At 75.6% G+C, this 23,109-nt stretch carries 3 protein-coding genes; all 3 read right to left on the bottom strand.

All coding sequences use genetic code 11. The annotated features are described in order from the left end of the window. Positions 1-10 precede the first annotated feature (10 nt). Positions 11-1,528 (bottom strand): hypothetical protein, encoded by a 1,518-nt coding sequence (locus IE329_RS24765; protein ID WP_190213174.1) that lies wholly within the window; start codon positions 1,526-1,528, stop codon positions 11-13. Between the two features lie 224 nt (positions 1,529-1,752). After that, on the bottom strand, positions 1,753-2,367 hold the full coding sequence (locus IE329_RS24760) for a type VII secretion system-associated protein (protein ID WP_190213173.1): 615 nt from the start codon (positions 2,365-2,367) through the stop codon (positions 1,753-1,755). Positions 2,368-2,584: 217 nt separating this feature from the next. Beyond that, on the bottom strand, positions 2,585-23,098 hold the full coding sequence (locus IE329_RS24755; protein WP_190213172.1) for a scabin-related ADP-ribosyltransferase: 20,514 nt from the start codon (positions 23,096-23,098) through the stop codon (positions 2,585-2,587). Positions 23,099-23,109 lie beyond the last annotated feature (11 nt).

Here is a 23,109-nt window from a genome sequence, read left to right as displayed (position 1 = left end):
CGGCGGCCGGTCAGGCGGTGCAGTTGGCCCGGACGGCGGACGCCGCGTGGTGGGCGTAGGTCTTGGTGCCGTCCTTCCAGTCCTCGCCCCGGGTGTGCAGCATCACGGCGATCTTCCCGTTGGTGGCGGGGTAGGTCCCGACCCCGACCCACGACCCCCTGGAGGACGTCTGGTTGACGACGAAGTGGCTGATGGTGCCCGTGCCCGGCTCCGACTTGGACTGGACGGTGTAGTAGGACGGGGCTCCACCGACGGCCTTGATGTCGCCACTGGCCGGGACGTACACGGCGAGCGCGCAGCTCCCGTTGACCACCGGGGCGGTGTTGAAGGTCCAGACGACCGAGTTGCCGTCGTCCTTCTCGGCCGCCCCGGACATCGGCAGCGAGGCGTACTTGCCGTTGCAGCCGTCCGCCGCGTAGCCGCCGGAGTTGGTGACCCAGCCCTCCTGGCCCTTCTCGTACCGCCCGTACTGCTGGGTGGTGGTGGTGTTGCCGGGCGGGCTGCACCACAGGCCCGCGACGGCGTTGTAGACCGGCGCGGCCGGCGGGGCGGGCTTCGCCGCCGGGGGCTGGGCCGGCGCCGGCTGCTGGGTCTGCGGCGGCTGGGCGGCGCCACCGCCGCCGCTCGCCGCGGCCGCGCCGCCCGCCGCACCACCGGCCGCTCCGCCGGCTGCGGCGCCCTGGCCGGCCGGCTGCCCGCCCGTGGCGGGCGTTCCCGCACCACCCGAGGACTGTGCGGAGCCCGGCCGCCCGCCCGGCTGACCGCCGCCGGCGGCGTTCTGCTCCTGACCGGTGCCACCGGCCGCGCCGGGGTCGGTGGTCGGTGCGGCGGGCAGGGCCGACTGGGCCGACGGATCGGCCCCGGGGACGGGGGCGGGCAGCGTGACGTTGCCCTGCGCGTCCACCCCCGGGACGAATCCGTCCCCACCGCCGTCCTGCTGGGTGTACCCGGCGGGCGGCGGCCCGTCCGCGCCCGGGTGGGGGTCGTCGCCGCCGAACCGGCCGATGCCCAGCGGAACACCGATCAGCACCAGGCCCGCGATGACGGCGGCGGCCACCATCGGCCGCGGGATCCGGCCCGGCCGGCCGCCCTCCGGGTCCGCCGTCTCCTGGACCGGGCCGGTGACGACGCCGGCCAGGGTTCCGGCGGGGGACGCGGCCTCGGCGACCGTCCCCGGCCCCGTTCCGGTCGGCGGTTCGGTCGGCCCCTCGGCCGACGCCTCGGCCGGGGCGGCGGACGCGGGCCCGGCCGTGAACCCGGTCGCGGCGGCGGCCACGGGCCCGGGGCCCGCCGGTGCCTCGCCGGCCACGGTCGGTACGGCCCCCACGGTGGTCGCGGCCGTCGTGGACTCCGGCTCCGCACCGCCCGCGGCCCGGCCCTCCCCCTCGCCGCCGGTGGCACCGGCAACGGCACCGGCCGCCGGGGCCGGGGTCCGCGCCGCCGGCACGACCCAGGCCACGGCGGGCAGCTGGTACCCCTCCGCCGCCGGCTCCTCCGGCTGCTTCCCGGCGTTCTGGTCCTTGCCCACCCTGGCCCCCTGGCCTTCGATGACAACACGTGTGGGAGGCCGCCCCCGGCAACCAGCAGCCGGACGACGGACCGTTCCTCCCGGTTCGACGGACGGCGGGGTCCGACGGGTTCAGCGGCCCGCCGGGCAACCGGACCCACCGCTCGCGCCGCCGCGCCGGTACACCTCGCCGGGGGGACACGGCCGGCCGAGGCGGCGGCGTCAGCCGCCCGCTCGGCGGGAGTTCAGCGCCCGGGCCGGTCGAACGGACGGAGCGGCCGCCCGGGACCGCCCGGCCGGGCGTCCAGCGCCTCCCGCAGCAACGCGGGCTCCAGCCGCATCACCACCGGGGCACCGGGGTTGAGCACCAGGCGGCACCCCGGCGGCAGCCACTCCAGCAGGTCGGCGGCGCCCAGCAGGGCATGGTCCGGGCTGCCCGCGGCCGCCAGCCACGACCGGGCCGTGAAGACGACCGCCACCGTCTCCCCGTCCGGCAGGCCGATCCCGCCGACCCCGTCACCGCCGTCGAGCGGCACGGCGAACTGCGCCGACGCCAGCGCGCGGTAGACCGCCTCGGGCGGCCCGTACCCGGTCGCGCAGGACTGGACGGCGGCGTCAACCGGATCGGTGGGCACCGGCCAGTCCCGGGCGAGCGGCGACTCCCGGTACTCCTCGTTCGCGGCGAACTCCTCGACGCCGCCGTCCGTACCCGCACGCCACCAGCCGATCACGGCCCAGGGTGGCGGCGGCCCCTCCCCCAACCAGGTCGGGTCGGCCAGGCCGATCCACCGGCCGGGGGCGGCCCGGGCAGCGGCCCGGACCTGCGGGGGTGCCTCCGAGACCTCCGACGCGTCGGGCACCTCGGGCACCTCAGGCGCCTCGGGCCGCTCAGGCACCGGCACCGGCACCGGCTCCGGCTCCGGTGCCGGTGCCGGTGCCGCAGGCACGGCCACCCCGTCGTCGGCACCCTCGGGTATCACCGTCACCGCCGGGCTCCTGTCCCCTGTGCACTCGTCCGCCTCCCCCTTCCACGGACACCGCGCGGCCGGGCGTTCACCCTCGGCGCCGGCCTTGGGCCTACCCCAGTACGAAGGTCACCTCCTCGCCCTCGCCGTCCTCGCCCTCGTCGTCGCCGTCCTCCGCGTCCTCGTCCGCGTCCTCGTCCTCGCCCTCGCCCTCCTCGTCATGGGCCGGCCCCGGCCCCAGCCAGCCGCCCGGACCGTACGGCACACCCACCGGCAGGATGAAGGGCACCTCCTCACCGGACTCCCAGCCGTCGTCCGGTTCCGCACCGCCGGATTCCGCGCCATCGGGTTCCGCACCGTCAGGTTCCGTACCGTCAGGTTCCCCGTCGTCCGGCGCACCACCGGCGGTATGAGCACCCGGCGGGGCGAAGGCCGGCAGGAAGGGAACCTCTTCGCCGGACCCGGTCCCTGACTCCCCGTCCGACCCCCCGCCCGATTCCCCGGCCGATTCCCCGGCCGGGCCGTGCGGCCCGTCGCCGCCGGGCAGGGGCGGTCCGTCGCCCTGGGAGCCGGCGACCGGCTCGGTGTCGTCGAACAGGAAGACCAGGTCGTCGAAGGACTCCGAGTCGGAATCGTCCTCCTCGTGCACGGGCACCGGCTGCGCCTCCCCGACCGGCGGGGTCGCCGCGGCCGGGGTGGCGGTGCCGGCGACGACGGCGGTGGGCGGCACCTCCTCCTCCGCCTCGATCAGGACGTAGGCCTTGGCCTCGTCACCGCTCGGATGCGGCATGAGCGTGCGCCCGGTCACCCGGAAGCGCGCCCCGGGCAGGAGCAGCACCTCGGCCTCCTTCGGCTTCTGGGAGAACGGGGTGATGTCGCGGCCGCTGCCACCGCGCAGCCGGAGCATGTACACCACGCGATGGCGGTACGCGCCCACCGGGTCCTTGGTGGCGAAGGTCAGCGCCGTGGTGAACTTCTTGCTGGTGCTCGCGTAGGTGTCGAACTCGATGTGGTCCTTGGCGAAGAACTTCGCCATGAAGGCACTCACGTTGCGGTCGCTCCCCCACTCCCAGGCGCCGCGGTAGACCGTCATCTCCTGGGCGACCGGCAGGGCGCCGAGCGCCTCCATCAGCATGCTCGCGTGGAGTTTCGACTCGGCCAGCACCGATGGCAGCAGCTCGGTGATCCTGCGGTCGAGCTTGGCGTCGACGGCCTGCCGTTCGTCCGGGTCCGTCAGGCCGCGCTCCTCCATGAGGGCCTTGACCTGCTGGTCCAGGAAGAACATGTTGGTCTCCACGAACATCTGCGCGGAGTGCTTCTTGATGATCATGTCCTTCAGGGCCAGGCGGGTCGCTGCGGCCACCACGTCGATGCCCGGCAGCCCGGCTCCGAAGCCGCGGGTCCGCTCCACGACCAGGTTGATCAGGATGTGATCGTTCCCGGTGTAGGCCCGGACGGCCGCGAACTGGGCCGGCCCGAAGCCGGCCAGCGCCTCGCGCATCCGGGCCACGGGGATCCCGTGCTCGGCCAGCCACCTCAGCACCCGCCGGTCGGTGGGGACGGTACCGGGCGCCGGGTCGAGCTGTGCGCGGTAGAAGTCCTCCGCCTCCCTGAGCCGAATGGTGCTGAGTCCGTACAGGCCGCCCTTGGCGCCCTTCACCGCGAGCCGGTCGCGGTAGTGCCGCTCGTGCGGCAGCAGGCCCATCGGGTCGAGTTCACGCAGCCGCGCCTCGGCCAGGTCGGGCCCGAGCGCGTCCAGGCTCCGGTACATCGACACCGCGTCGGTCAGGTCGAGCGTCCTGCCCCCCACCCCGTCGAACCCGGCGATCTGGACGCCCCGCAGGATCTCGTAGAGGGAGTGGTCCCTCTGCAGGAGCATCCAGCCGATCAGGCCGATGACGAAGTCCTCCCGGCGGGCCGCCGGGACGTTCAGCCAGTCGAAGGCGCTCAGCATCCGGGCGGCGGTCCCGGACAGGCCCCCGATGGCGGGCATGCCCCGTGCGTCGAGTTCGCGGTGCCAGCGCGAGTCCGGGTCCAGCCGGAACCGGGCGGCGCCCTCGATCGATCCGAGCGGGAACTCCGGGCCCTGCCGCTCGGGGATCGGGTCGTCCGGCTCCAGGGTGTTCGCGGCGACGGCCTCCTCGATCTCCTGGAGTGTCATCTCGGTCAGGTCCGAGGCCCGGAGGTCCCTCCGGCCGGAGACGTACGCCGTCACGGTGGTCCTGACGTTCCCCTCGGCGTCCGGGGCGGTGGCACCGACCCTCACGTCGGTCACGGTCTGCCACTCCGGGAAGACCAGGGCCGTGTCCAACTCCCCAGCCGCCGTGAGCGGGAGGGTGTCGAGCTCCCGGGTCTCGGTCAGCGAGACCGGCAGCACCTCCCGCTCCCGGAGCAGCGCCAGCTCGCGCCGGCTGAGGCCGAGGCCGGCCCGCCTGAGCCGGGCCGGTGTCAGCCTGGCGGGGGAGGTCATCTCCTCCTCGCGCCGGGTGCGGATGACCTGGCTTCGGCCGAGTTCGGCGGTGTTGCCGACCGGGTCGGCGCTCCACCGTGCCAGGTTTCCGAGGGCGAACGGGTCGTCCGAGTAGTTCCCGGCGTGCCGGGGCGAGAAGACCTCCAACACCCTCCGGACGGTGCGGCGCTCCGAGCTCAGCAGGTGGTCCCGGTAGGGCCGCAGCCTCGCCACGTCGAGGCCGATCGCCCGGGCGGTGTGCATCTCCGGCTCCTGGAACACCGTGACGAGGAGCTCCTTGAGGCCGCCGATGTACGGTCGGTCCCCGTCGGGCCGGTAGTAGGCGCCGTTGTAGAACGCGGTGTACCGCTCCCGGGGGTTTCCCGACGCCAGCATCTTCCTGGTGGCGCCGAGGGTGAGGGCCGGGTGGCCGATCTGCCCCGCGCTGGTCACGTCGTCCCTGGTGAAGACCTCCATCAGGTGCACGTCCTCGTTCCAGGCCGGACCGTGGTGGCGGGCGAGGACCGCGGCCAGGTGCGTGAGGGCCAGGCCGACGGCCGAGCCCTCGCGCGCCGCGACGGCGCCGGCCAGCTCGGCCACGCGCTGCTCGAAGGCCTCCGCGCGCTCCTTCCAGCCCGGCTGGTCGGCGACGGGGTGGCGGGTGAACAGCCGCTCGGGACCGGCCATCCCGAAGGCACGGCCGGGTGCTCCGGTGGCCGGATCGTGGAAGAGCGTCCCGTCGTGCTCCCCGTCACCGCGGACCGGCCGGTACCCGGCGTCCTCGGCGTACGCCCAGACACCCGCGGTGCCGGAGACCTCCGGCGCGCCCTCCGGGAACTCGCCGCGCTGCGGGTCGATCCACCGCAGCCGGCCGGCGCCGGTGTGCAACAGCGTCCGGGCATGGCCGACCTGCCCCTGCTCGGCGAAGAGGACCAGGGCCCGCGCCCCCGGGCCGGCGCCCCGGACCAGGGCGGCCACCTCGTCCAGGGCCGTGGCACCGGAGCCGTAGTGCCAGGGAGGTCCGAGCCGCCTGGTCACCTCCCAGACGGCGTCGCGCTCGGGCATGCCGTCCGGGCGGGTCCCGGCGGGGTGCGGGTCACCGTCCATGGTGTCCCACAGCGCCAGGTTGGCGTCCACGCAGTTGACGGTCGAGCGGTCGGGGTTGATGTGGCCGAGCAGGCCCTCGGTCAGCAGGGGGACGGTGCCGGGCAGGATCGGCCCGTCCGGCGCGGCCTCCAGCCAGGCCCGCTCCTGTTCGCCGGTCGGCGCGATCAGGCCGCGGTCGGCCGCCGGGGTGACGTGGCGGTCCATGGTCTGCAGGCGCTTGGGCCCGGGCCGGGTCCCGTCCTGGTCCTGGTCCTGGTCCTGGTCCGCGGAGGGATCCGCCTCGGCGCGCCGCTTGACGGCCGGCACCAGCACGCTGAAGACGTCGTCACCGGCGGACCGGTGGGACGGGCCGGCGAGCCGGCCGGCGCGGCCCTCGGCGCGGCCGGCGGGCCGGTCCGGCTGCCGGGTGGGCGGGGGCGCGGCCGTCGGCTCCTCGCTCACCGGGAGCGGCGGCAGGGGCTTCTCCGCCGTCGCCTCCCCGGTCCACGGCTCCTCACCCTCGGGGAGCGGCGGCAGGGGTTTCTCGGCGGGCGCGTCCTCGCTCCAGGGCTCCTCACCCACCGGCAGCGGGGGCAACGGCTTCTCGCCCACCGGCGGGACGGCCGGCCCGGCCTCCTCCACCGGCGCACTCCGCGGCGCGTCCCAACCGGGCTCGCCGACGACGCCGACCCACGCGCTCCCGACGGCGCTTGGCGCGCTGCGCCGCGGGTCGCCGGCGAAACTGCCCAGGTAGGCCCGCCCCGGCCGGGTCGCCGACGGCTGCTCCGGCTCGGCGGTCCCGAGGACCGGCCGCGTCAGCCCCGGCACGAAGCGGATCAGCGCCTCGCCGCCCGCCTCATGACTCCGCACGATCTTCTCGAAGATCGACCGGTCGAAGGGCGACTCCGGCTGCCAGAACATGTGGGCACCGTGCTGGACCCCCATGTCCTGCCCGACCATGTCCTCGACGGCCTCGCCGTACTCGTCGGCCCCGATCCGGAACCCCGCCGCGTCCTGGATGTCGAAGATGTCGTGATCGCCGGTGATCGGCTTCCAGCCGCCCTCCCGGTCCCGGCCCTGGACCACGCCGTCGACCACGCGGAACTCCCCGGCCAACGACCGCATCACCGGGGTGAGTTCGGCGAACTCCACGGTCCGCTGCTCGAAACGCGCGAGGACCCGGGCCCACACCCCGTCCCCGATCCCCTCCGAACGCTCCGGCAGCACCGGCCGGAAGAAGCCGACCAGGCCCTTGTCCTCGGCCCTCGCCCCCAGACGGATGTCCTCCTCGTTGACCGTCTTCGCCTTGATCGCCTTCGGCTTCGGCAACGCCCCGGCCTCCAGGTGCGGGACCGAATCGGGATTCGTCGGCCGGACCTCGATGACGATCCCCCGCTGGTCCGCCGTCCGCTGGAACTTCTCCTGGTTGCGGACCGGAACCCCGAGGACCGTCTCCGCGTACTGCGGCGACACCTCGACGAACCGCACCTCCTCGGCCACATGACGCAGCCGGCCACGACCCGACCGCACTCTGCCCACCCGCACCCCGTCCCCGTCCCGGAGTGCCTCCGGGTCGATCGGGCGGCGGAGGGCCGGACCGGCGGGGCGGTCGGTGCCGTTGTCCGTGGCGTCGAGCACCTCGGCCAGGTCCAGGCGGTGATCGGGCCGGTAGTACGGGTTCGGGACGAAGGACACCGGCGTCGCGTAGCGACCCGGGGTCGCGCCCCACTCGGTGCCGTCCACCAGCTCCGCGCCCACGATGAACTTGCTCCGGACGCCGCCGGGGAACGCGACCTCGTCCTCCAGCTCGGCCAGCCCGGAGTCGGGGAACGTGCGGCGGACGTCGATGCCGCCGGGGGCGTCGATCAGGAAGCGGTAGGCCGTGCCCCACTCGTCGAAGCGCGCGGTCCCCGAGCGCGTGGTGCTCACGAAGGCCGAGGGCGTGTTCGCGTCCTTGTACTCCCGCAGGGTCGGGTACTGGCCGGAGGCGCGCGGGACGAAGCCCTGCTCGAAGACGTCGTCGACCTGGCCGAAGGAGCGCGGCGACTCCCAGCGGAACAGCAGGCTGTCGTCCAGGCGCCACCGCAGCGGGGTGCCTGCGTCGTCCGCCAGCAACTCGGCGTCGACCGTGTCGAACGCCGCCGCCGTGCCGTTGCCCGGTTCGAGGTCGTCGACCACCGCCGGCCGCACCTCGGGGACGAAGCCGATCCGCAGCTCCCCCGCGGATTCCTGGTCCAGCTCGACGTTCCGCTCCCGGAAGGCCTCCCGGGCCTGCGGCCACAGCTCGGAGCGGCCCTGCGCCGGCTCGGCGGCGTACTCGTGGAAGTGGAACCGGCCGTCCTGGCCGTACTCCCCGTAGGGGTGGAAGACCCCGTCCTCGTCGAACCCCCCGTACGGGTGGCGGTGACCGTCCTCGTCCGTGATCGCGTAGATGTGGAACGCGCCGTACTCGTCGAACTCGCCGTACCCGTGGAGACTCTCGTACCCGTCGAGACCCTGGTGCGCGTCGAAATCCTGGTGCGCCTCGAAATCCTGGTGCCCGGCGAGGCCCTCGTGCCCCTGCGGGTGCGAGGAGTCGCCGTCGTTCCCCGCGATGTTGTCCGGCGTCCCGGCACCCGGGCCGCCGGTCCGCAGGGCCGGGGCGGGCGAACCCGGCCGACCGCCCGTCAGCGGGGCGGGGGCGGCGGCCGGGCCGCCCGGCAGGAAGGTCCGGAACTCGCCGTCCGCGCCGTCCGGCGCCGGCTTCACGTAGAGCGTCGGCGGCTGCCCGGCCCCGGTGCCCGGCGCCGCCCCGCCGACACCGGTCCGCCCGGTCGGGGCGTGCACCGGCAGCCCGATCAGCTCGGCGATCGCCCGGGCGTGCTCGGCCGACTCGCAGCCGAGCAGCACGATCGAGGCGGGCTTGCCGCCCGCCGCGGCCGCCTGGAGGGCGGCGACGCTCGGCCGGCGGCGCAGCAGGCCGGCGACCTGCCCCGCGCCGACCCCGTGCACGCCGCTCCCGTCGGTCAGCCGCAGGTCGAACCCGGCCCGGTCGGCGTGCCCGGCGTAGAAGTACGCGTGCTCCTGGTCCCAGGGGACCGGCCGGACCGCTCCGCCCGGCTGCTGTCCGCCCGGCTGCTGTCCGGCTACCGCCCGCTGCTCGTACGTGCCGAGCGCCCGCAGGCGGCGGTAGGGGCCCTCCCGCAACGCCCAGTCGGCGTCGTGGAAGGAGGCCCGTCCGGTCGGGCGGCCGTGTTCGTCGGTGATCGTCCTGGTCTCGATCTCCGCGTCGGGGATCCTCCTGCCGTCAGGGGCCAGCACACCGCCGGCCGGCGCCGGGCCGCTCCCCCGGCCGCCGTTCGGGGCGGTGTCCTGGCCGGCCTTCGGGGCGACCTTCGGGCCGGCCTTCGGGCCGGTGTCCGAGACGGAGTTCGGGGCGCTGTCCGGGCCACCGCCGTTGTCGGTCCCGGGCCGGTCCGCACCGGGCCGGTCCGCACCGGGCCGGTCCGCACCGGGCCTCGGCCGGTCACCGGCCGGCTGCGCGGGTGCCTCCGGCGGGCCCGCCGCCTCCGGCCCGGGGCGGGGCGTCCCCACCGGCGCCGGCCCGGGCCACCGGCGGCCGTGCTCCCGGTCCGCGGCCGTGAAGTAGGTGTCCGCCGGTGCGTCGACCGTCCTGGTCACCTCCGTCTTCGGGACGGACACCGCGAACGGGACGACCCCGGTGGCGACGGCGGGCTCGCCGCCGGTGTGGAAGGCGAACCGGAAGGCCACATGGCCCTCGAAGTGCTCCAGCGGGACCGGGACCTTGGAGTTGGCGATGGTCCGCCCGCCCGCGGACCGCTCCCCGCCCTGGCGCCACCGGTAGCCGCCGCCGAAGAGCACCGACGTCGAGAACTTGCTCCTCAGCTTCGAGAACTCGGCGCCGACCTGCCCCGTCACCTGGAGGTGGCGGGAGATCAGGAAGCGCCGGCTGAACCGCCCCGAGGCCTCGCCGACCAGCGCGACCTCCGCCCCGGCCTCCTCCCGGAGGTGCGCGAGGTCGAGCACCTCGGCCGTCACGGACACCCAGGAGCTGCGGCCCCTCACCGGGAAGGGCGTTCCGACGAGTTCCCCGCCCGCCGTCAGCCGCGGCAGGGCCGCCAGCAGCCGCTCGCGGCTGAACTCGCCCGCCACCCGCTCGGAGCGCCGTCCGCCGCCCGCCACCCTGCGGTCCCAGGCACCCGGGAAGTGGCGGCGGCCCTCGGCGTCCAGCAGGCTGCGCAGCGACCCGACGTCGGGCAGGTCGCGGATCTCCTGGGGGGTGAAGCCCTCGGTCCAGACCCGGGACGGCGGGACGGCGTGCGTCCGCGAGCCGGTGTCCGGGCGCGGGGCGGAGTCCCGCCCGGCCGGCCCGGGGCCGTGGCCGGTGGTGATCGTCGCGGGTGCCTCGAACCGGGGGTCGGCCCCGTTCACGGCCGGCCGGGTCTCGGCGGTCTCGACCAGCGCCTGGAAGCCGACCCTGGCGTAGCCGAAGGCGTTCCGGCGGACGGCGAAGGAGGGCCTGGTCATCGGGGCGATCTGGTCGGGGGTCCGGTCGCTGCGCGGCCCGGGGCCGGGCTTGCGCCTGACCGAGGGCAGGGCGCTCTGCTCCCGGTGACGGGCCTGCTCGGCGAGGTACCGCTCGCGCAGGTCCGCGCTCCCGGGTTGGTCCCCGAGCTCCCGGATCCGCTGGTCCAGGCGCCTCAGGTCCGCCGCCCACTTCGCGAGGACGGACTCGTCGATCCGCTGCTGCTGCTCGTCGAGGAGGGGCCCCAGCGCCACCCGGTGCTCGGCGTCCAGCTCCTCGTTCGCGGCCCGGAACGCCTCGGGGCCCAGCTCGTCCGCGCGCTCGGCCAGCGCGTCCTGGCGTGCCGCGAACGACCGCTGGACCGCGTCGATCCGGCGCTGTTCGTCCCGCGCCCGCGCGGGGACGGACGTGTCCACGGCCCGGTCCCAGAGCCGCAGGTTCCGCCGGAACTCCAGGTGGAGCAGGGCGGTGCCCTCGAAGACGCTGCCGGGCACCTTGGTCTTGGTGCCGGCCCCCGTGCCCACGGCGCCGGAGTCCTCCGCGATGTGGTCCCGCCCGCTGACGTGGCTCAGCGTGCCGCCGGCCACCACGGCGACGGGCAGCGCCCCGACCGGGTCGGAGGTGCCGACGAGCCGGAGTGCGGTGGCCTGGCTGGTGCTGCGCGTGGAGGCGGTCAGGCCGTCCGTACCGCCGCTGGAGTGGCCGGTGGCGCTCCCGCTGTTGAACTCGGTCGCCTTGGTGTCGGCGACGTGCAGCATCGCCTGCACGCTGGCCCGGACGGTCACCGTGCCGCCGCGCACGGCGACGGTCCAGCCCTGGCCGGCCATCAGCGACCGCAGCCGCTGCTGGAGGGCCTCGGCGGTGAACCTCGGTGCCAGCTCCTGCTTGACCCGCCGCCAGTTCCGGTCCGAGCCGAAGACCTCCCGGCCGGTGGCGTCCAGTTGGCCCAGTACGTCCTCGGCCCCCGGCTGCCGGGGCGGGGCCGGGGTGGCGGGCAGCGGCTTGGGCGGGATGTCCCCCGGCTGCTCCGGGCGCGGGCCGGCGCCGGCCTCGGGCCCGGCCGCCCCGGACGCGCCGACCGGCACCACCGCGGCGTGCTCGGGCGGACGGATCGGCGAGACGCGGAGCACGATGTCGGTGGCACCGAGCACCAGCGAGCGCATCACCCGCTGCGGGGCGAGGCGCGGCTCGGGCGGGGCCGGCCTGGCCCCGGCCCCGGAGGCCACCGGCAACTCGCGGAGCGGGAAGGCGAACTCGCCCCCCGTCGTGGCGTGCAAGGTGTGCCGGACCGCCCGGTTCCCCGGCAGCCCGAAGGTACGGGAGAGGTCCACCTCGACGGTGAACGTCAGGTCGCCCCGGAAGACCGCCGCTGCCTCGACCGTCTTGCCCTTGGCCACCGCGTTGCTGCCGACGTCCCGGGTGCCGCCGATGACCTCGTCGGAGTTCCAGGTGTGGCTCAGCGCGCCCTGCAGATGGGGGACCTTGCCGGCCAGCACGACGCTCCGGATCGTCCTGGCCCGGTCGTCGTGCATCAGTCCGGTGGCGGTGGTGCTCTCGGTGCCGACCTCGAACTCGAAGTCCTTGACGGACTTCAGGTGGGTCAGGCCGGTGACCTCCGCACCGGTGATCCGGATCTCGCCCCTCACCCCGTTGGCGGAGACGGCAACCCCCCAGCTCCGTCCGCCGGTCAGCGCGGACGCCATCGGCCGGAGCGCCACGGCGTCGAAGTACGGCATCAGGTCCGCGGCGACCCGCTCCCAGTGGGAGCCGAAGACCGGCGCCAGGGAATCGCGGAGCCTGTTCACCACGGCGAGGCCGTCGGTCAGCGCCAGGACGGCGTCGGACGACCCGAGCTGCCGGTGGCGGGCCACCCGCTCCGGTGGCCGGGGAGGCTCGGCGGGCCCGGGTGCGTCCGCGGCGGCCTTGGGGGCGTCCCCGGCGGGCTCAAGGGGCCTGGGGGGCTTGGGGGGCTTGGGTGCGTCCCCGGCGGGCTCGGGCGCCGGTGGCACGACGGGCTCCGGCCGGGTGAAGACCGCCTGCTTCGCCTCCGGCCCCTCCGTCCTGTACTCCTCGGCCCGGGACTGCGGGACCGCCACCACGAACCGGACCTCGGGGTGGGGTCCGGCGGCCGTGGCGTCCGGGCCGCCCTGTCCGGCCAGCCGGAGGTTCAGCCGGGCGGTGGCCAGGTAGACCGCCATCGGCTCCGGGTACTTGGCGCTGGACACCGTGCTGGAGCCGGCCGCCGTCCGGTCACCGGTGCGCCACCGGCGGGACCCTCCCAGGCCGGCCGAGACGGACGCCCACTCGCCCCCGGGGAAGTCGTGGTGGAGCCCGCCCTGGACCTGAGCGCCCAGCGTCAGGCCGGTGATGTCCCGGGCGGCGTCGCCCACCGCGGTCTCGTTGAGCACGTTCAGCTCGGCGGTGTCGATCGTCCGCAGGAATTCCAACCGCTCGACCCTGGCGGTGGCCTGCACCGTCGTGTCCGGGTGCCGCGGGCGGCTGAGCAGCGGACCCTGGAGCGGCAGGTCACGGGTCATCGCGGGCAGCGAGGCCGCCAACCGCTCCAGCCGGAAGGTGTGCCGGACCGCCTCGCGGAGCTCCGCCCAGCCGTCCTGCCGGAACGCGCGCACCCCCAGTTCGTCGAGCGCGGTGTGCAGGTCCCTGCCCTGCCCGGCCCCTGCGGACGGGCCCGTGCCCGCGAGCACGTCCAGCACCACGGCGCTCTCCGGCAGCCCGGCCCGCCAGATCTCCGGCCCGGGCCGCCACGCGGTCGACCCGGGCGCCAGCGCGGGCGGCACCAACGGGCCGGGCGCCGCCGGCCCCGGACGGAAGGGCGTCGGCACCTCGGCGGCCACCGAGTCGGCGGCCTCGGACAGCACCTGGAATCCGAGCAGACCGGTGGCAACCGTCGCGCGGTCGGCGGTGGACCCGGCGTCCGGCCGGTACTGGAAGGTGAGCACCGCCCGGCCGTCGAAGACCACCCCGGCGGCCTTCACCTTCACGGCGTTGCCGGCCCGCACCGTGACCCGGTCGATCGCGCTGCGGTCGTGCCCGAACTGGCCGGATCCGCTCCCGGTGACGCCGAACGGCACCTGGCCGAAGTCCGTGTGCTTGAGGGACGGCGCCCCGGCCACCGTCAGGCTGTCGGTGACGGAGGCGACGACGGTACGGGTCACATCGGTGCCCGTGTTGAACTCCGTCTGCCCGGTGGTGCGCAGCTGCGTCATCTCCGAGACCCGGGCGAAGACCAGCAGGCGCCCGCGCCCGCCGGACAGCACGACCTCCACCGGCTCGCCGTTCATCATCGACTTCAGCTCGGTACGCAGGGTCAGCAGGTCCAGCCGGCCGAGGATCTCGGCGCGGACGGCCACCCAGTCGCCGTCGAAGGTCACGGCGCCGAACGCGTCCAGCGAGTTCCGGGTGGTGCCGGCCGGCACCGCGTCCGCGGGGGCGGCGGTACCGAGCAGCAGCGGGACGCCGCCACCCGTCCGCCGTCCGTCCGCGCCGATCGTGTGGACGCTCTTGACCACGTCCGTCCCTCCGAGCGCCAGCGACTGCTGGACGCGCAGCGGCGGGAGGTAGTGCTGCTGCCCGGGGGGCGGCACGGCGTCCGCGGACTCGGCGGCCGGCACCACCACCGGAACCCGCAGGTCGATCCGGAGCCGGCGGCGCGCGGCCGCCGTCCCCAGGTCCTCCGACAGGCTCCTCCCGTCCTTGTGGAGGCCGGAGAAGTCGAGCTTCAGCCGGATGTCGGCGTCGATCCACAGGGCGGGCTCCGGCGTCTTGCTGCGGGAGAAGGTCCTCCCCCTGCTGTCGACGGTCCCGGCCCTGCTGCGGTCGCCCGCTGCGCCGATCTGCCCGGTCATGCTGGTCTCCGGGGCGACCTTGCCCCCCAGCAGCAGGCCGCCGCCGAACCGCCGGCGGCCCTCCTCGAAGGATCCGGTGGTGACGAACGAGTCGCTGCCGTCCTCGAACTCGAACTTCTTCTCCTCCTTGCTGGTCACCGCCCTGACGACGGTGGCCGTGACCCGGATGTCGCCCTGCCAGCCGTCGAACTCGAACGGCAGCGCGAGGAGTTCGCCCTGGGTCAGCGACGCCAGCACGGGCTGCAGGGCGTCGAGGTCCAGTGCACCGGAGAGCTGGTCGCGGACGGCCCCGGCCAGTCGCCGGCGCTCCGCGGCCGACCACCCGTCGGCCTGGGCCCCGGTCCCCGCCCCGGCCCGCTGATCCGGCGGCCGGGTGGCCTGCTGTTCCGCGGACCCCGTGCCCTCGGCGGCCTGGCCGCGGGCCCCCTGCCCGGCGGCCGGCGGATCCCCGGCCAGCATCTCCGTGAGACGGGCGGCGACCTGGTCCAGCACCCGGCCGGCCGGGCCCGGGATCGGCAGGACCCGGTCACCACCGGCGAGCCGGCCGACGCCGCCGGCCGTGAGCCGCTCCGGTGGAAGCGGCAGCACCCGCTTCCCCGCCACCGGGTCGGGCGACCGCCCCGCCTCGGGCGCCGGGGCCGGGACGGGATAGTCCGGTGCGGGAGCGGGCACGTCGGGCGCGTGAGGCAGGACGGGCACGTCCGGCGCGGGAGCGGGCACGTCCGGCACGGGAGTCAGGACGGGCAGCTCGGGCACCGGCGGCAGGTCCGTGCCCCGTGGCGACTCGGACTGCGGGACGGACTGCGGCTCGGGCATCGGCTCGGACTGCGGGACGGACTGCGGGACGGGCCGCAGCGCCGAGTAGTGCGCCTCCTCGCCGGCCTGGCGGTAGAGCACCACCGTGCGGCGGTCGGCGTCCGGCAGGTAGTCGACATAGCGTCCGCCGCTGTCGAGCACACCGAGGTTGAGCCCCAGCGCGGCGGCCGCGATCCGGGGCACCTCGTCGAAGAAGGGCGTGTTCCACAGGTCACGGTCGCGGATGGCCAGCTCGACCGCCGCGCTCGGCCGCATGTCCCGCAGACGCTCCGGGCCCAGCTCCCGGACACCGGAACGGGCGAGCCTGGGGCTCGTCGCGAGGAGGCGTGCCCAGGCACCGCTCCCGGGGTCGCCGAGCAGCAGGCCGGCGCCGGTCCGGACCGGGGCGAGCAGGTCGGGGTCGGTGGGCGCCGGGCCCGTCTCACCCACCACGTCCCAGAGCCGGCCCGGGGCCAGGTCCATGACCAGCGCGTCCAGGGCCGACTGCCCGGCCGCGTCCGCGGCCCCACGGTGGACGGCGGCCTCCGGCCCCCGGTACCAGTGCAGGACGGCTTCGCGCAGCCCGTCCACGTCCAGGTGCTGGTGCTCCCACTCACCGAACTGCCGGTTCGCGCCGACCAGCAGGGAGGTGAAGAGGCAGTCCCCGTCACCGGGCACGGTGAGGGCCTCGTACGCCTGCCCGGCGATGGCCAGGCCGGCCACCAGGACGTCTCGCTCGCGGGACGCCACCTCCGCCACCGGCCGGGTGGGCGCGACCGGGGCGCCGGGCCCGGCGCCCGCCCCGGGCTGCGGCAGCCGCGGCGCCCGGGGAGCGTGGTGCGGATGCTCCGGGGCGGTCCCGGAGGGGTCGCCGGTGGACGGGGCGGCGGCCGGACGGCCGGGGTCCGCCGCGAGCGCGCGGTACTGCTCGAACGTCAGCTCCCGGACCAAGGGGCCCGAGCGGAGGACGTCCTCGATCCGCCGGAGGTGCCGGGGCAGCACCTCGAAGCCGTCGCGGTGGGCGGCCGGGCCCATCACCCCGGGCTCGCCGGGGAACGGCTCGCTCCGCCGTAGGGCCGTGGTCAGGTCCGCGTACTCGTCCGGCAGGCCGAGGAAGTGCATCAGTTCGTGCACCAGGACGCCGTGGGTGCTCCGCGCGTACCAGAGCAGCTGGTCGCTCCGGCCGGCGCCGGGGGCCACCGTGACCGTCCGGTGGGCGTCCGCCGGACCGTCGGCCCGCTCGATCCTCAGGTGGAACTGGGACCCGTCGGACAGCGTGAACCGGCCGTTGACGTGCCGGCCGACCGCCGCCAGCGCCTCGTCCCAGAGCCGGTCGACCTGCTCCGGGGAGGTGGCCGCGCCGTCCTGCGCCCGGAGGTCCAGCCGCAGGGTGAACTCACGGACCCACCGGCCCGGCCGCGCCTCGAAGTGCCGTACGTCGTAGACGATCTGGGTCATCGCGCCCCGGAGGTCCCCGAGCGGACGCTGCCCGCCCGGCCCCCTGGCGGCGTACCGGGTGGGCAGCGAGGGTCCGGCGATCGCGCCTCCCCCCGCCTGGCCCTGCACCAGCGGGTCGAAGCGGGAGGTGGACATCCGGGCCGGCCGGGCGAAGCGCCGTACGGCGGACCAGGCCTGCGGCGGCAGCAGGGCCGCACCGGCCCCGGGCTGGGGCGCCGCCGGGGAGGCCGCCGGCGGGGGTGCCGGGGAGGCCGCCGCGGGCACCGGGGTGGCAGGCGCCGTCTGCGCCTCCGTCCAGGGCGCTCCGGTCTGCCCGGCCGGCACGGGTCCCCCGGTGTCGGCGGTCGGTCCGCCGACCGTCGGGGGCAGGGGCGCCTGCGGCGCGAGCGTGCCGGCGTGGCGCTCGCTCTCCTCCGCGGTGAGCCGCGGCTGGTCCTCGCCCCAGCACTCCACGGGGAAGCCGTCGGCCATGGCGAGGAACTCGTCCTCGCCGAGGTAGAGCGAGTGCTCCTTCCGGCCGTCCATCCTGATCTGGAGGTGGGTGCCGAACACCCGGTGGATCGGGAGGGTCTGCATGGTGAGCCAGAAGGTGCCGCCTTCCGGGTCCTTGTACGGGGTCAACAGGCTGAAGGACTCGGCGGGACCGCGCCTGATGTCCACCGGCCGGTGGTTCCTCCTCGCCGGGCCGGGATCGTACTGCTCCGCCAGGGCCTCGATCGTGCGCTGTTCCAGCCGGATCAGCCGGATCGTCCCCGCCTGCCGGTCGACCCGGGGCATCCGGACGGTACGCAGCATCTCGTAGGTGAAGACGTGCTGGGCGGCCAGGCTCCGCAGGAGGACGGGGTGGTAGCCGAGGCCGAGGACCTCCTCCCCGTCGATCTCCATCCGGATCCCCGGGGTCTCCTGCAACCGGCGGTCCAGACCGTTGAGCCAGAAGTACGCGTCGTCCAGGTGCTGCCCGCCCGGATTGCGGAAGTGCGCGAACAGGACCTTCGCCTGCAGGGACTCCGGCGAGGACGAGGTGGCCGACTGCGCCTCACCCCAGTCGTAGAGGTGCTGCCTGTTCCCGCCCGCCTGCTCGTCGAGCCATCTGTAGAACCGCATCGAGGCACCGTCCGCGCCGCGCAGCGACCTCCCCGGATCCGCCGCGGACGCGGGCGGCGGCGGTGCGCCAGGATCGACGAGGTCGGTCGTCCCGCCGACGGGCCGGGCGAACAGCTCGTGCGGGAACCGGTCCGGGACGTCACTGGCACGGAACAGCATCTGCAGCCGGAGGAACTCGCTGATGTAGGCGGGCGCCCAACCGTCCTCACTGAGCAGCTCGTACGTGGCCAGCAGGGTTTCGGCGGCGTCCCGCCCGGCTCCCCCGGTGTCCCTCTCCTCCCGGGCGCGCTCGACGATCCGCTGCAAACGGCGGCCCACCTGCTCGGCGGCCCGCTTGTAGACGTCCGCCATCCGGATCAACTGGGTGCTGTCGGTCACCTCGGCCAGGCCGTCGTCCCAGACCATCGCCACATTGCCGTCGTACAGGATGAACGCGGGCAGGGTGTCCCCCTCGCGCCACAGCTGACCGGCCGTGAAAGCCCCCTCGACCGGTGGCTCGTCCACCAGCTCCGGCAACGGGAGCAGCCGAAGCGGCGGGAGCTCGGGAGCGGACGACGCCGGGGACGGCGGCCGCGCGGCGGTGTCCGGGTGGCCGACCGCCGGCACCGGCACCGGTGCCGGCGACGGCACCACAGGCACCACCGGCACCACCGGCGGCGCGGCGGTCCACGCGGCCGGGGCCGGGTTCGCGGGCTGCTGCCCGGCCTCGGCCGGGGCGTCGTCCCAGGTGTCGTCCTCGGACTCGACGTCCGAGTCCTGCCGCATCCGCGGCGGCAGCGGGATCGACGGAGCCTGGGACGCCGGCCACCTGCTGTCCGGGCTCTCCGGCTCGAAGGGCGAGGGCTCGGAGTGCGGGGGCCTGAGGCTGGAAGGCTCGGAGTGCGCGGGCGCGGGGTGGGACGGCGTGGGGTGGGAGTCCTGGTCCGGCCGGTGAACCGCCGCCGGGCCGCGGCCGACGGCAGACGGATCGCCGTGGATCCCCCGGTCCAGGGGCCACGGGGCCCCCGGGGCGGGGAACCCGGGCATCAGGCCACGGGCATCCAAGGACTCGACCCGGACGCCGAGTTCAGCCGCCAGCTCGTGCCAGGCCCGGCTCGCCGCCGCATCGGCGGGCATCCGGGAGCCGCGACTGCCGGCGCCCCGGCCGTCACCGTCCCCGTGGGCGGCGAGCTCCTCGGCACGCCGGGCGATCCGCTCCTGCGCGTCACGCAGCGTCAGGTGCCCCGACCGGCCCGAATCGCCGCCGGACTTGTCCCTGAGATCCTGCAGCAGCAGGTTCCAGGCCTGTTCCTGCGCGGCCTCCCGGGCGGCCTCCCGCTGAGCCGCGCGAGCCGCTTCCTCGGCAGCCAGCCGGGTCCGCTCCTGGAGGGCCTCCCAGCGGGCCTGGGCCTGCGCGGCCCTCCGCGCCCCGGCGTTCGCCTGCTGCTCGGCCTCGGCCGCCGCGGCCTCCCGTGCGTCCCGGGCCAGCGTCCCGGCGTGCTCGCGCCCCTCCGGGGACGCCACGTAGTCGGTCCGCCGCTGTTCGGCGGCCGTGCGCCGCCGGTCCCGGGCGGCCGCGTCGGGCGTGTCGCCCGGCCGTGTGCCGTCCTCCCCGCCCAGGCGCTCGCCCCCGGACGGTGGGACGGCCCCCTGCTCCGCCGCCGGGGGCCTCGTCGCCCGGGAGTCCTGCGCGGCCTGGCCGGCCTTCCGCCGGATCTCGGCGTCACCGTCCGTCAGGCGGTAGCCCTCGCCGGGGAAGCTCTCCGGCTTCGGCGCCGGCTGGTCGGGGGCCGGCGCGTCGGTGGCGGGCTTGTCGGTGGCGGGCTTGTCCGCGGCCGGCTTGTCGCCCGTCGATGCCGGCTCCACCTGCGTCTCGCTGCCCGTGGACCGGTCACGGGATCTCGTCCCGCCGGCGGCGCTGCCTGAACCGTCGTTGCCGCTCCGCGCCGAGCCGTTGGACCCGGCGTCGGGGGAATCCTCCTCCGCCCTGCGCCTGACCTCGTCGAAGGTCACGATCCTCGGCCTCTTCGGAGCACTCTCCGTACCCCCGGCCTTCACCGAGCCCGGCGTGTCGGCCGTCTGGCCGCCGGCCTCCCGGGCGTCCTTCTGCCGCTCCAGGAACGCCTGCGCCCCCTCCGAACGCGGACCCGACCCGCCGCCCAACGCGACACCGTCGCCCGAGAAGGGTACGACCGGCTTGTTCTCGTCGGCCGCCGAACGGCCACCCTCCCGCAACTCCTCCTGACGGTCCCGCACCGCCTCCGCCGCCTCCGAACGCGGCCCGGACCCCCGGCCCAGCACAGCACCGTCACCCGGGAACGACGGCCCCTCCCCGGACCCCTCCTCCTCGCCCCTGCCCCTGAGCTCGTCGAACGTGACGATCCTCGAATCCTTCGGGGCGCTCCGCACCGGGCCGGGCGTGTCGGCCGTCGGGCCGCCGGCCTCCCGGGCGTCCTTCTGCCGCTCCAGGAACGCCTGCGCCCCCTCCGAACGCGGACCCGACCCGCCGCCCAACGCGACACCGCCGTCCGGGGAGGGTACGACCGGCTTGTTCTCGTCGGCCGCCGAACGGCCACCCTCCCGCAACTCCTCCTGACGGTCCCGCACCGCCTCCGCCGCCTCCGAACGCGGCCCGGACCCCGGGCCCAGCACAGCACCGTCACCCGGCGACGACGGCCCCTCCTCGGACCCCTTCCCCTCGCCCCTGCCCCTGACCTCGTCGAACGTGACGATCCGCGGCCCCTTCGGGGCGTCCCCCGCGCCACCGGCCTTCACCGGGGCGGGCGTGTCCGCCGTCGGGCCACCGGACGCGCGCAGCTGCTCCTGCCGCCGCAGGAAGGTCTGGGCCGGCGACAGGACCTCCTCGACGGTGTTCCGCAGGTTGCCCTGGGCGGCCGGGGCGTCCTTACCGGGCCGGTTCGGCTCGGGCTTGGGCTCGGGCTTGGACTCGGGCTTGGACTCGGGCTTCGGCTCGGGCTTCGGCTCGGGCTTGGACTCGGGCTTGGGCTTCAACTCGGGTCCGGGCCCGGGGTCCGGGCGGTTCGGCCCTGGCCTGGGGTCCGGACCGTTCGAGCCGGGGTCCTTGGGCCCGGCCGGGCCGCCCTCGGTCCGCGGCGGGGTGCCACCGCCGCCACCGCCGTCCTTGGGCGGGTGGCCGGGGTTCGGGCCGGGGTTCGGGCCCTGGTGCGGGTTCGGCCCCGCGTTCGGCCCCAGGTTCGGGCCGGGCTTCGGCGCGGAGTGCTGCTCGGGGTGCTGCTCGGGGTGCTGCGGCGGGTCCGGTTCCGGCTTGGCGGTGGATTCGGGGTGCGGCCGGGGACCGCCGCCGTGGCCGCCGGTGGACGCGGACGCCCCGGGCGAGGCGGACGTGGTGGTGGAGCCCCCGGTGCTCCTGGCACCGTCGCCCGGGTTCCGCCTCGGCTCGCTGCCGGCACCGCCACCGGCATCACCGGCGCCCGAGGACTCGGTGCTGCGCCGCGGTGCGGGCTCGGGGATCTTCGCATGGCCCGTGCCGCTCGTACCGCCCGCAGTGGTGGTGCCCGTGTTGCCGGTGGTGTTCCCCGTGGTGACCTTCGGACCGGCGGCGGACCGGTCGCCGCCGCCGGACTCCGTCACAACACCAGACTTGGGGGCCTCCGGTTTCGGGGCCTCCGGCTTCGCCGCCCCGCTGCCGCTGCCGGAGCCGGGGCCGTCGGTCCGGTGGTCCGACCCGGACGCGTTCGGCCCGCCCTCGGTCCGGTGGCCGGAGGGCGGCGCGCCGAGCGATGTGCCGGAGCCGACGGCCTCGTCGCCGTGGAGGTGCAGGGAGCCGCCGGGGACCTGCTCGTGCCCCCCGGGCCGGGGCACCGGAAAGGGCGCGGGGTGCCCCGCCACGTTGCTGATCGCCGACAGCAGGGTCAGCGGGTGCATCGCACCGTAGTACTTGCCGTTCGCGGGGTTGATCTGGGAGCTGTCGAGCCCCCGGACGAAGTCCACGTACTTCGTGGTCAGCGGCGAGGCCAGCCCCATGATCATGTGGCGGGCCCCGCCCATCATGAAGCCGCCGAGGAAGCTCATCCCGCCGGCCGACCACTCCCCGTAGTAGATCTGGTTGAAGAAGCCCTCGGTCAGGTACTGGTTGGTCCCCATCTTGATCTGCTCGCCGAGGACGTGCCCCAGCACGAACATGGTGTTCATCCGGTCGACCCGGCCCGCGAGTTCGGGCAGCTTCTCGGCCAGCGCACGCAGACCCGCCGACGGGGCGTGACTGCCCCCCTCCGCGATCTCGCGCAGGGCGGTGCCGAGGGCCGTCCGGCTCGCGGCCGACTTGGCGCCGTTCTCCGCGAAGGCCTTGCCGAACGTCCGCCCGAGCTCCTGGGCCGTCTTCGTGCCGAGCTCCTTGCCGAGCCCCTTCTCGAAGACCTTCCCGAGGTTCTCCGCGAACCGCGCCCCGGCCGCGGCGCCGACCTTGCCACCGGCGCCGAAGCCCTTCCCCAGGTAGCGGGAGTTCTCCTTGAGCAGCTTGCTGATGTTCTTGGCGAACTCGGAGGCCGCCTCGTTGGCGACCAGCCGCCCGGCCTCCTTGCCCACGCCCTTCGCGGCACCGCCCGCGGCACCCCCGGCGGCGCCGGCCCCGAGCTCCTTCACCAGGTTGCCCAGTTCCTTCGTCACGAAGATCTTGGCCAGCCCCGCGCCCAGCAGCTTGCCGAGCCCCATGCCCAGCAGGTGCAGCGGACCGGCGACGGCCCCGCTGATCGCGCCCATGATCGCGGCCTGCTTGGTGAGGTCCTTGTCCCACTCGTGCCGGTTGCCCTGTCCGAACTGGATGCCCTGGAGGATCGCGTCCATCACCAGGCCGCCCACCACGCCGAAGAGGGTGTGCGTCACGATCACCTGGACGAGCTTCTTCAGCAGGTTGATGATGATCGTCTTGACGACCTGCTTCAGCCCCTCCGCGGCGGCCATCGAGGCCCCGAAGGTGAACGGGAAGAAGGCGATGGCCAGCGCGATCTCGACCAGCAGCTGGACGATCTGGCCGATGATCATCCACTTGGTGTACTCGACGGTGTTCGCCACCTTGCCAGCGAACTCCCCCAGCTCACCGGCGAGTTGTCCGGCCGTGGTGAGGTAGTCGGTCCCGTCGTCGCCGATGAACCGCCCCATCTCGCGGGCGAACCCTTCGGCGGCCTCCCCCTCGAACTGACTCCGGCACCTCGCCACCAGGTCGACGACGTACCCCCGCAGCTTCGGCAGGTCCTCCGAGAGCGCGGCGTAGTCGTCCCGGACGTCCCGCAGCAGGCCCTCGTCGGACTCCGGCCACGGCATTCCGGTGAGAATGTGGAAGAACGTCGCCACACCGGGCGAGACCTGGATCGACGAGTGGGCCATGGCGGGGAGCC

It is taken from the genome of Kitasatospora indigofera, assembly GCF_014655955.1.
Lineage (GTDB): Bacteria > Actinomycetota > Actinomycetes > Streptomycetales > Streptomycetaceae > Kitasatospora > Kitasatospora indigofera.
This window is presented reverse-complemented; position numbering and strand designations above follow the sequence as displayed.